Origin of the sequence: Gracilibacillus thailandensis (assembly GCF_010994055.1) — a bacterium.
GTDB lineage: Bacteria > Bacillota > Bacilli > Bacillales > Amphibacillaceae > Gracilibacillus > Gracilibacillus lacisalsi.
Genome location: NZ_WJID01000151.1, coordinates 1 through 1284, shown reverse-complemented (window position 1 = coordinate 1284; position 1284 = coordinate 1). Strand labels below are relative to the sequence as shown.

Annotated in this window: 1 protein-coding gene; it reads left to right on the top strand. The window is 36.8% G+C overall.

All coding sequences use genetic code 11. The features are described 5' to 3' along the window. Positions 1–85: 85 nt before the first annotated feature. Positions 86–1248 (top strand): IS3 family transposase gene (locus GH715_RS21250; protein ID WP_153837231.1). Its coding sequence is split into 2 segments (ribosomal slippage): positions 86–362 and positions 362–1248, totalling 1164 coding nucleotides; the frame shifts between segments, so codons are not numbered across the junction. The last annotated feature ends 36 nt before the right edge of the window (positions 1249–1284 follow it).

The following is a 1284-nucleotide window of genomic DNA, read 5'->3' as shown; positions in this document are numbered from 1 at the left end:
TAGAGTGACCCAATAATATGAGACAGGAAAAAACACCCCCAGAGTCGTATTAATTATTTATCGACATTTGGAGGTGTTTTTTGTTATGGGGAAGAAGATGGTTTATCCTGAAGAAATTAAAAGAGAAGTGATACGCTTAAAACTTTCTGGGGAACTAACGAACAAAGAGATTATGGAGAAGTTTGGTATTAAAAATAAGACACAAATCAAAACTTGGATGAGATGGTATAGGAATGGTGAGGAGCACAGGTTAGCTCAACCAATTGGAAAACAATATGCTTTCGGTAAAGGACCTGATGATGACAGTGAAGTAAGTCAGTTAAGAAAAAAAGTGAAGTATTATGAAATGCGAGATGAATTGTCGGGAAAGTACCAAGAAATCGAAAGGAAGTGGTTCCAGAAGTATTCGTCGAAGTCGTAGAAGCTTATAAAGAAAAATACCCGATCACTACTATTTGTGAATGTTTTGAGATTCCAAAGTCAACTTATTATAGGTGGAAAAAGAGAGTTTCAGCTGAGTTACCTCTTCTACATCAGTTGGTTATAGATATTTGTCAAAGCCTTTCATTTAGAGTGGGACATCGAAACGTACGAGGCATTCTCAAAAATGACCATAAAATAAAAGTGAATCGAAAGACCGTACAAAAGATCATGCAGAAATATAACCTTCAGTGTCAAGTCAAAGTGAAAAGAAAGGTTTATATTGCTGGGGAAAGCAAGTTTGTCGTCCCAAACCTTCTTAAACAGGATTTCAAGGCTGATCGCCCTAATCAAAAGTGGGTTACTGATATTACTTACTTACCATATGGAGAGAAAATGCTTTATTTATCAACCATTATGGACTTATATAATAACGAAATCATAGCCTATAAAGTTAGTGACACACAAGAGGTTAAGCTTGTTTTAGATACACTAGAAGCTGCATGTAAAGGCAGAGAGACGTTTGAAGTGATCTTACACAGTGATCAAGGAGCTCAATACACCTCTTACGACTTTCAAGAGCTGGCTAAAGAAAAAGGCATTACCACAAGCATGTCCCGAAAAGGAAACTGCTTTGATAATGCCGTAATCGAATCCTTCCACTCCTCGCTAAAGTCGGAAGAATTCAACACTCAAAATAGAGTGCACCTTACAAACTCTATTGTACTAGAAAAAGTGCAATCTTACATGTATTATTACAACTATATACGACCGTTTACAAAACTAAACTGTCACAGTCCTGTTGAATTCAGGACTATGGCAGCATAGGTGTTTTTTCTTGTCCCGTTTTACTGGGTCAGTTCA